Below are 8,655 nucleotides of genomic sequence, written 5' to 3'. Positions count from 1 at the left end.
GCTCAGAGATGTGTATAAGAGACAGAACGCGAGCGGCAGCGACGGCGCGACCGCGTCCGTCTCCGTGTGGATCGGCTCGTCGAGGAGGTGTCGGAGCGCGGCCGCGTCGGCGTCCTCGGTGAGCGGGTACGCCGTGCTCGGGTCGAGAAAGCGGGGCACCCACGGGGCGAGCGCGTCGCGGTCCAGCGGTACCGCGCCGGCGTGGGGCGTCCGCGTCGGCCCCGTCCCCTCGAAGTCGGCGAACAGGTCGACGGCGTTGACGGCGACGTCGAGGGACGGGTCGGCTGGCCCGTCGGCGGGCGTGGGCTCGTCGGCGGGGGTGAGCGCGTCCGCGAGCGCCTCCAACCAGCGGTCCCGCGGGCGTCGCGGTGAGGGGAGCGGGTCCGGAAGCGGCACGAGCAGGTGCTCGCTCGCCCGCGAGAGCGCCACGTACAGCAGCCGCCACGACTCGGCTCGCGACTCGGCGGCGACCCGCTCCAATCGATCTGGGCCGAGCAGCCGCCGGCGGTCCACCGGCTCGTCTCCGTCTCCCGACTCGTCTCCGCCCGCGTCCCCCCGCTCGTCCGCGATCCACCGCTCGGTCCCCCACCGGAGCCCCACGTCGCGGTACGGGAAGTCCCGTCCCTCGGGGTCGTAGAGGCCGCCGTCGAAGGACGGGAGGGGGAGGTCGGTGGCGGTGTCGGTGTGTGTCGGCGGCGCGAGCCCGGCGACGTCGCCCTGCGTCACGAGCCGGTCCGTCTGCACCCCGTGCCACCAGTTGTCCGGCGCGGGGTCGGCGAGGGCGACCACCTCGTCTTGGTCCCCTTTCGCGCCGTGGATCGTCCGGAAGACGACGTCGCACTCGGCGCCCGCGCTCGGCTGTGTCGGCCCGTTCCGCGGCGTCTCGCGGAAGGGATCGAGGAGGGCGACGAACTCGGCCGGCGCGTACCGGTCGTCTCCGGTCCACCCGTCGACGGCGTCGACGAACGCGTCGAGGTTGGCGACGCGCCGCGCGGCCGGCACGTCCGAGACGTACCCGTGGGGGTCGGCGCGCAGCGCCAGCGCCTCGACGATGTCCTCCACGAAGACGGCCGGCGGGACGGTCCGGAAGCGGTCGCGGTCCCGCCGGAGCCGGAGGAGCCCCTCGGCGAGGGCGCGCTGGTCGCGCGGCATCGACCGGTCGGCGGCCAGCGCCTCGTCGACGTCGCCCCCGTTCCGTTCGAGGGCGTCTCGGAGCGCGTCGCAGTCGGTCGACAGCGTCGACAGCAGCGCGTCCGCCTGCGCCGGATCGGCGGGGTCACAGAGCCAGTCGCAGACGGCGAGGACGGTCTCGACGGTCGGGCAGTCGAACAGGCTCTCGCTCGCGTTCCAGACCGCGAGCCCCTCCTCGGCGAACGCCTCTTCGTAGTCGCTCATCCGGGCCCGCCGTCGGAACAGGACCGTTATCGACAGCGGCTCGCCGTCGGCGTCGGTGAACGTCCCGTCCGCGAGCCCCCGCGCGAGGTAGGTCGCGAGCACGTTCGCTTCCCCCGCCCGCCCCTCGGGGTTGGCCCACCCGGCCGTGCCGGGCGGCGCCGGGGGCGCGAACGACGCGACGTGCACGGTCGGCTCCGCGACCGGGTCTCGGTCGGCCTCCAACCCGGGGAACTCGGCGTCGACCGCCCCCGCGGCGCCGCGCGTCGGGTCCGCGAAGACGGGGCCGACGACCCGGTTGATCGCGGCCGCGATCCCCGGACGGCACCGGTAGGTCGTCGCGGCGGTGACCGAGACGTGCGGGTCCCAGTCGATCCCGAAGTACCGCCCGTCGCGACAGGCGGCGGCGAAAAGCGACGGGTCCGCGTGTCGCCAGCGGTAGATGCTCTGGAGCGTGTCGCCGGCGGCGAAGACGCGCGCGTCCGGCGCGACGAGCCGCGAGAGCGCGTCGTGTTGGATCGCGTCCACGTCCTGCGCCTCGTCGACGACGACGCTCTCCAGGCGCGATCGGTACCGGTCGAGCAGTCGCGTCCGCCGTCGCGTCGCGTCCGCGTCGTCGAGCCCCCGGGCGCGAACCACGTCGCCGGGGAGGTCGTCGTCGAGGTAGCTCGCCACGAGGAACGCCACGTCCGTGTGCGAGGCGACGCCGACCGACCGGATCCGTTCGCGGTACGCCGCTCGGTACGCGTCGAGGACGGCACAGAACGTCTCGATCGCGTCGCCCCACGCGTCGTGGAGTTCTCGGTCCGCTGCGACGAGCCGCGCCGCGTCCGCGTCGTCGAGCGTCGCCGTGGGCCCCGCCCCCGGATTCGCCCCGACGTACCCCGCAATCGTGGCGGCGATGTCGTCGAGCGACTCGGTCCGCCCTTCGGGATACGCGGCCTCTCGCGTCCGGTGGAGGTCGCGCTCGAACGCCGCCGTCGACAGCCGTCGGTCGCGGCAGTAGTCGAGCGCCCGCGCGAGCAGCGCCGCGACGCCCTCGTCGTACTCACCGTCGGGATACGCCGTTTCGAGCCGCTCGACCCGCGGTGCGAGTTCGGGCCGCGACGCGACGGCCTCGTAACACTCCCCGTGGACGCGCGAGAGCAACGCCTCGTTACCGACGGCCGGGACCGACTCGAAGCCGACCGCGGGCGCGACATCCTCGAAGACGCCGCGGAGGAGGGCGTCGATCGTCCCGAACAGCGGCGCCCGGCGGACGCGGCTCACGAGCGCGTCGGCCTCCGCTTCGCTGACCGCCGACGCTTCGGGGATCAGGTCGTGCGCGACGACGTCGCGGAGGTGTTCGCAGACGGACGGGACGATGTCGGCCGCCTCGTCGGTGGTGAACGACACGACAGCGATCCCCTGTTCGGGCGTCGGGTCGCCGTCGACGTACCGCCGGAGCACGTCCTCGGCGGCGATCCGGTGGGCGACGACCGACTTGCCGGCGCCGGCGACGCAGTCCATCGTGAACAGCCCCGCGTCGCTGGCGGCGAACGCGTCGCGGATCTCGCGCTGGGCGCCCCGCAGCCGGAGGGGTTCCTCACGCATCGCCGCCACCCGCTCCCGGCGTCATCGCCGCGATCGGCGCCGGCAGCTCGGGGTCGACGCCGGTGAGCCGCTCGCGTTCGGCGCGGGTCACCGCGTCGGCGTCGACGGCCGCGAGGTACGGCGACGGTCGCCGCTCGTCCCCGCCCGTCGTCCGCCGGTGCCGCGTGAGGACGACGCCGCGCGTCGCGGCCCGCATCGCGTCCGCGAAGTGGTCGCGGTCCCGCCCGTCGGCCCACTCGGTTCGGGGCGCGACGACGCCGGTCCGCCCGTCGCCGGTCAACACCGTCTCCTGTAGTTCCGGGGGGACGACGCCCGCCGTCGCTCGCGGCCAGTCCCCGTCGACGAGGCCGACGACGATCACGTACGGCACCGACAGCCCCCAGACGTCGTTCGCCTCCATCACGTCGACCGCGGTGGCGTTCGAGTGCTCCCGTCGCCCCGGTCGCTGCGTCGCGAACAGCCGGCACAGCTCTCGAACGGTCTCCCACGACGCCGCGAGGGTTCCGTCCGACAGCCGGTCGGCGTACTTCCGCTCGACCTGCGCGACGAGGGTCTCCGCTCGGACCACGGCGCGGGCCTCGGTCTCGGTCTCCAGCAGCGCCGGCGAATCCCGGGCGTTCGTCCGCGGTAACTCGACCGCGCGGTACGCCCCGACCGCGTCGCCGAGGACCGAGCCGACGGTCTCTGGGCGGGGGTCGTCCCCGGCGTGCGCCGCCGCCCACGAGACGTACCGCCGGACGCGGGCGTCGTCGACCGCGTCCGTCCACTCGGCGATCGGTCGCGACTCGGCCGGCAGCGACCGCACCGCCGCCTGGACCGTCGACGGCTCGACCGGCCACCCGCCCGGTGCGGCGTCCGACTCGCCTGGTGCGGCGTCCGACTCGCCTGGTGCGGCGTCCGACTCGCCCGGTTCGGCGTCCGACCCGCCCGCCACGGCAGCCGATTCGTCCGCCGTGGCGCCCGCCCCGGTCGTCCGCTCCGTCGCTCCCGGCGGTTCCGCGCCTGCCGGCGCCCACCGGTGTTCGAGGGGACGGAGGAGCGTCTCGGGATCGACGCGCTCGCCGTCGAGCGCGGCACACAGCGCGTCGAGGAGCGCGTACGGCCGCGTTCGCGTCACCCGTAGCTGCGTCCAGAACACGGGTGTCACGCCGTACCGGATCGCGGCCCGGAACAGCGGCTCCTCGTACGGGTCGAGGTCGCGAGCGACGACGACCGTCTCTCGAACCGGCACGCCGCGCTCGTGGAGCGCGGCGACCGTCGCCATCGCCGCCCGCGCCTCGTCGCGGCGCGTCGCGGTCGCGATCTCCGCGGCCGGGCACGACGGGGCGTCTAGGGGAGCGGCGAGCGACAGCCGGCCCGATCGGGTCACGCGAACACCTCTCGACCCGGACCGTCGACGGCCAACAGGGCCGGGAGCCGCTCGTCGAGGAACGGCCCGGTTCCGGGGCGGAGGTGTAACTCAACGTCGACGGTCGTCGTCGCGAGGACCGCGCACACCAGATCGACGTACGGCGCCGAAAGGGTGCTCACGCCGACGATCGAGACCCGCTCGATGTCGGGGTACGCCGCGGTCCACGCCGCGCCGCCGGTCCGATCGACGTCGCGCGTCGCCCGGCGGAGCACGTCCACCCGCGAGACCGCCCCGCGCGCCCGGTCGCGCAGCGCCCGCTCGGCGTCGACCGCCGCGTCGACGAGCGCCGCCGCGTCGGCGTCGACGGGCGGCCGCCGCTCTCTCGCCGCGGCTCGGAGCGCGCCGATCCGGTCGGGATGGAAGTTCGTCATCGATTCGATCGTCGAGCGGACCTGTTCGACGTGCCGTGCGCCCGCGTCCCCGCCGGTCCCGAGTCGGTCCCGAAACGTCGGTCGGGCGTCGCCCGAGGAGGGGCCGGGGTCGTCCGGAGACGGCGGCGACTCACTCGGGGAGAGCGACCCGAGCAGCGCGAGCCGGTCGATGCGGTCGAGCGAGCGCGTCGTCCCGCCGGCCTCTCGGGCGACCGAGCGGCCGATCGACTCCGGGTCGGTGAACGCGAACCCGCCCTGCGGCCGCGCCGCCTCCCGCAGCCGCCGCTGGAGGTTCCGCTGGTGCAGCTGGACGGGGGCGACGACGAGTTCCGACGCGGTCGACGCTCGTCTCGCGCGGTCGAGCAGCCGCGACTCGTCCCCGACGTGAGTCGACAGGCGGTCGGTGAGCGACGAATCGTCGCGCGAGTGCTGGTGGGGACACATCGTGTTGTCGTGGAGTCGGTCGTACGCGGGGGGAGACATAAGCCTCTCGCCACGGTCCCGAACGACTCCGGACCGACCGCTCGCCTCCCGCGCCGCCGACGGCCTTCTCACGAGCGGACCGCAACTGGTTCGCCGTTCGGGCTCGAACGGGGTCGCATGCACGCGAGGCCGGTTCGCACGGAGATGCCGTCTCAGACGGAGGCAGGCGCATGACACGCCGTCGAACGGACGCCGTCGTCAGCGCCCTCCTCGCGGTGACTCTCGTCGGCGGCGGGGCGCTCACCTGGCAGGCCTACCGACAAGCCCGGGCCCTCGATCAGTCGATGGGATCGATGATGGACGGGTCGATGGGGGCGATGCACGGCCCGAATCCGCTGTGGTACGCGTTCGGGACGCTGCTCCTCGCGGGCGCTATCGGCGGCGCCTACCTGCTGCTCCGCGAGGCCAACGTCGCTTCGGACGCCGCCACCAACGAGACCCGGTCGGAAGTCCGGGCGACGACCGCAGGCGATCCCGGGGCAACGACCGCAGGCGACCCAGAGCCGACGGAAACCGAGTCGCAGTCGGTCGGTTCGAGCAATCCCGAGGCGGACCCGCAGGCGCGCGTCCTCGATCTGTTGCCGGACGACGAACGTCGCGTCCTCAAACCCGTGCTCGCCTCGCCGGGCATCACCCAGATCGAACTGCGCGACCGATCGGAGTTCTCGAAGAGCAAGGTGAGCCAAACGGTGAGCTCCCTCGAAGAACGCGGCCTGTTGTACCGAGAGCGGCAGGGGCGAACCTACCGGGTGTATCCGAGCGAGGACCTCCGAAAACACCACACCGAAGCCTAACTCTCGATCGCGTCGCCGCCATCGGCACCCGCCAAGACCTCCCGTCGGGACCGCCCCGTCGCGCTCGACGGAACCGGCGGCCGTGGCGTCTACCGGCTGAAGACGGTGTCAACGCGCGCCGAGCCGGTCACCGAGCAGCGAGCCGAGCCGCTCCGACAGGTCCGCTCTCCGCACGCGCTCGGTCGCGACCGAGGCGTCGCCGGTGCCGAGCTCTTTGAACCCGGTCCCGGTCGGCACCAAGACGACGGACTCGTCGGCGTCGATATCGCCCCGGTCGGACAGGCGCGTGGCGCCGGCGAGCGACGCCGCCGAGGCCGGCTCGACGCAGAACCCGGCGTCGACGGCGAACCGCCGCTTCGCCGCCCGGAGCTCGTCGTCGGTGACCGACAACACGGCGCCGCCGGTGTCGCGGGCGGCGGCCAGCGCGCGTCCGCCGCTGGGCGGGTCCGGGTTCCCGATCGAGTGTGCGATCGTCTCGCCCGTCTCGTCGGGGGAGAGCGCCGTCGGGTCGGTTTCTCCAGCGTCGAACGCACGCGTGATCGGGTCGGCGGCCGCGGTCTGGACGAGGTACAGCCGCGGGGCGTCATCGAGCAGGCCGGCCGCTTCGAGGTCGCGGATCCCGCGCCACATCCCCGAGGCGAAGCCGCCGGAGCTCGTCGGCACGACGATCGCGTCGGGCGCGTCGGGCGCGAACGCCTCGCAGATCTCGAACAACGCCGTTTTGTACCCGCTGATTCGGGTCGGCGAATCGCTGACGAGCATCCCGATCGGCAGCGCGTCCGAGAGCGCGAGCGCGTCCCCGTAGAGCGCCCCGTAGTCGCCGTCGACTCGGACGATCGTGGGCTCGTACTGCGCGATGAGCTCCAGCCGGCCCGCGGGGATCTCGTCGGGAACCAGCACGACGCACTCGCGGTCGAGACTGGCGGCGTGCGCGGCGGTGCTCATCGCCATGTTCCCGTACGAGACGGTGCCGATCGCGTCGTTGCCCGCCGCGATCGCGTGAGGGACCGCCACGGCGCTCCCCCGGTCTTTGTACGCGCCGGTCGGGTGTTCGCCCTCGTCTTTGACGTACACGCGGCAGCCGGCGGTGTCGTCCAGTCCGGGGCTTCTGACCAACGGGGTCCCGCCCGCGGCGCGGGCGACGCCCGCCGGGCGATCGATCGGCAACAGCGGCTCGTAGCGCCACATCCCCTCGTAGTCGCGACAGTCCGACCACGCGAACGACGACGCGTCGGGCTCGATCCAGCGCGGCTCGCCGCACGAACACCGGACGCGGGCCGCGTTCTCGTCGCCCTCGCCACACCGGTAGCAGGTCACCGACAGAGACATGCCGTCTGCTCCGACGGCGACTCGGGTATATGCTCTGTTCGTCGGCGGTCGCCACCGCTTCGAACGGAGAACCGTTTATCAGCCCTGCCGGCCACGACCGAGTATGAACGAGGCGGCGGTGTTCGATCGAGTGGTGACCGCGCTCGACGAGCGGAATTACGAGCCGCTCGTCCACGTCCCGGCGGCGCACAGCGACACGTACGCGGACGTGCTTGACCGGTGTCGCCGCCACGAGATCTCGATCCGCGGTCGGTACCCGGACGTGCTCGGGTTCACCGAGACGAACCGCGTCTTCGCGATCGAGGTGAAGGGGTCGACGAACCTGCTCAGGGGCATCGGACAGGCGCTGACTTACCAGCAGGGCGCGCACGTCTCGTACCTCGCGGGCGACGGCGACGCCGTCGCGCCCCACGCGAACCTTCTCCAGTCGAAGGGCGTCGGCGTTATCGCGGTCGGCGCGGACGGGGTCGAGCGGTGGGACGCCCCGCCGAGCGCCGAATCGACCGCGGCGGTCGCCGACATCGAAGGACAGCTGTCCCTCCGACTCCGGGGGAACGAGTTCGGCGGCGACATTACGACGCTGAGCCTCGCGCAGCCGCTCAACTACCTCGCTCCCGTCGTCGCGCTCGATCGGAACGGACCGCTCGCACGCGACGAGCTCGTCGACACGATCACCGACGAGTACAGCTTCGGCGCCGCCACCGAGACAGTCGCGAGCGGGCGCACCTTGGGGCTGATCACGGCCGGTTCGACGCTCGAACTCACCTCTCAGGGTGACCTGGCGGCGACGGTGCTCCGCGGCTACGGGGTCGAAGACCTCGACGATCTGCGACTGGTCAAATCGGACGTCTCGCGGCGCACGATCGCCGCGGTTCACCCGCCGCTTGCCGTGCTCCTTCGGAACTCGTTCGTCCGACACCCGGAGTTCGGACTGCTGCTCGACGCCCTTCGGATGGAGGGACCACAGGTTCACTTCCTTGCGCTCGTCGAGCGACTCGTCCACGAGTACCCGAACGTCTTTTTAAGCGCGTTCTGCACGACTCGGGGTGCGGCCCGTGCTCGGGAACTGATCGAGCGCGGCGAGACGGCGCGGCTCTACCGCGACCCGTCGGTGTGGCGCGACGTGATCCGCAACAACGTCCTGTTCAACTTCGTCCAGCAGCTGAAACACGTCGGCGTCCTCGCGCCCGAGACGCGGAGCCACAGCGGGCCGATCGGCGAGTACGACCCCGACGAGAAGCCCTGGATCGTCGCCGACGAGCGGTGATCGTCGTCGTAGTCC

At 73.0% G+C, this 8,655-nt stretch carries 6 protein-coding genes; 2 read left to right on the top strand and 4 right to left on the bottom strand.

Annotated elements, in window-relative coordinates; translation table 11 throughout:
- From C461_RS09565 to C461_RS16080, 3 genes are all read right to left on the bottom strand, one after another.
- A partial coding sequence (locus C461_RS09565) for a UvrD-helicase domain-containing protein (RefSeq protein WP_152418379.1) occupies window positions 1-2,985 on the bottom strand: 2,985 nt, incomplete at its 3' end.
- Window positions 2,978-4,354, bottom strand: coding sequence for a hypothetical protein (locus C461_RS16085; RefSeq protein WP_080506276.1), 1,377 nt, complete (start codon window positions 4,352-4,354; stop codon window positions 2,978-2,980). The genes C461_RS16085 and C461_RS09565, both read right to left, overlap by 8 nt.
- On the bottom strand, window positions 4,351-5,250 hold the full coding sequence (locus tag C461_RS16080) for a hypothetical protein (protein ID WP_239639114.1): 900 nt from the start codon (window positions 5,248-5,250) through the stop codon (window positions 4,351-4,353). Before C461_RS16080 ends, C461_RS16085 begins: the two co-directional genes overlap by 4 nt.
- A gap of 170 nt (window positions 5,251-5,420) precedes the next feature.
- On the opposite strand from C461_RS16080, the gene C461_RS09550 reads away from it, so the two are divergent.
- Window positions 5,421-6,044 (top strand): helix-turn-helix transcriptional regulator, encoded by a 624-nt coding sequence (locus C461_RS09550; protein ID WP_008000722.1) that lies wholly within the window; start codon window positions 5,421-5,423, stop codon window positions 6,042-6,044.
- A 108-nt stretch (window positions 6,045-6,152) separates the two neighbouring features.
- On the opposite strand, the gene C461_RS09545 is transcribed toward C461_RS09550, so the two are convergent.
- Window positions 6,153-7,373: a threonine synthase gene (locus C461_RS09545; RefSeq protein WP_008000720.1), complete on the bottom strand. Its 1,221-nt coding sequence runs from the start codon at window positions 7,371-7,373 to the stop codon at window positions 6,153-6,155.
- 103 nt (window positions 7,374-7,476) lie between these two features.
- On the opposite strand from C461_RS09545, the gene C461_RS09540 reads away from it, so the two are divergent.
- Window positions 7,477-8,640, top strand: a complete 1,164-nt coding sequence (locus C461_RS09540; protein WP_008000719.1) for a hypothetical protein — start codon at window positions 7,477-7,479, stop codon at window positions 8,638-8,640.
- The last annotated feature ends 15 nt before the right edge of the window (window positions 8,641-8,655 follow it).

The sequence above is a fragment of the Halorubrum aidingense JCM 13560 genome, assembly GCF_000336995.1.
Lineage (GTDB): Archaea > Halobacteriota > Halobacteria > Halobacteriales > Haloferacaceae > Halorubrum > Halorubrum aidingense.
The sequence above is the reverse complement of the archived record's forward strand: the minus strand, read 5'-3'. Positions and strand labels throughout refer to the sequence as shown.

Bases quoted from the DNA above. Each gene is read 5' to 3' on its own strand.
- C461_RS16080 (WP_239639114.1), bottom strand. From the start codon at position 5,250: ATGTCTCCCCCCGCGTACGACCGACTCCACGACAACACGATGTGTCCC.
- C461_RS09550 (WP_008000722.1), top strand. From the start codon at position 5,421: ATGACACGCCGTCGAACGGACGCCGTCGTCAGCGCCCTCCTCGCGGTG.
- C461_RS09545 (WP_008000720.1), bottom strand. From the start codon at position 7,373: ATGTCTCTGTCGGTGACCTGCTACCGGTGTGGCGAGGGCGACGAGAAC.
- C461_RS09540 (WP_008000719.1), top strand. From the start codon at position 7,477: ATGAACGAGGCGGCGGTGTTCGATCGAGTGGTGACCGCGCTCGACGAG.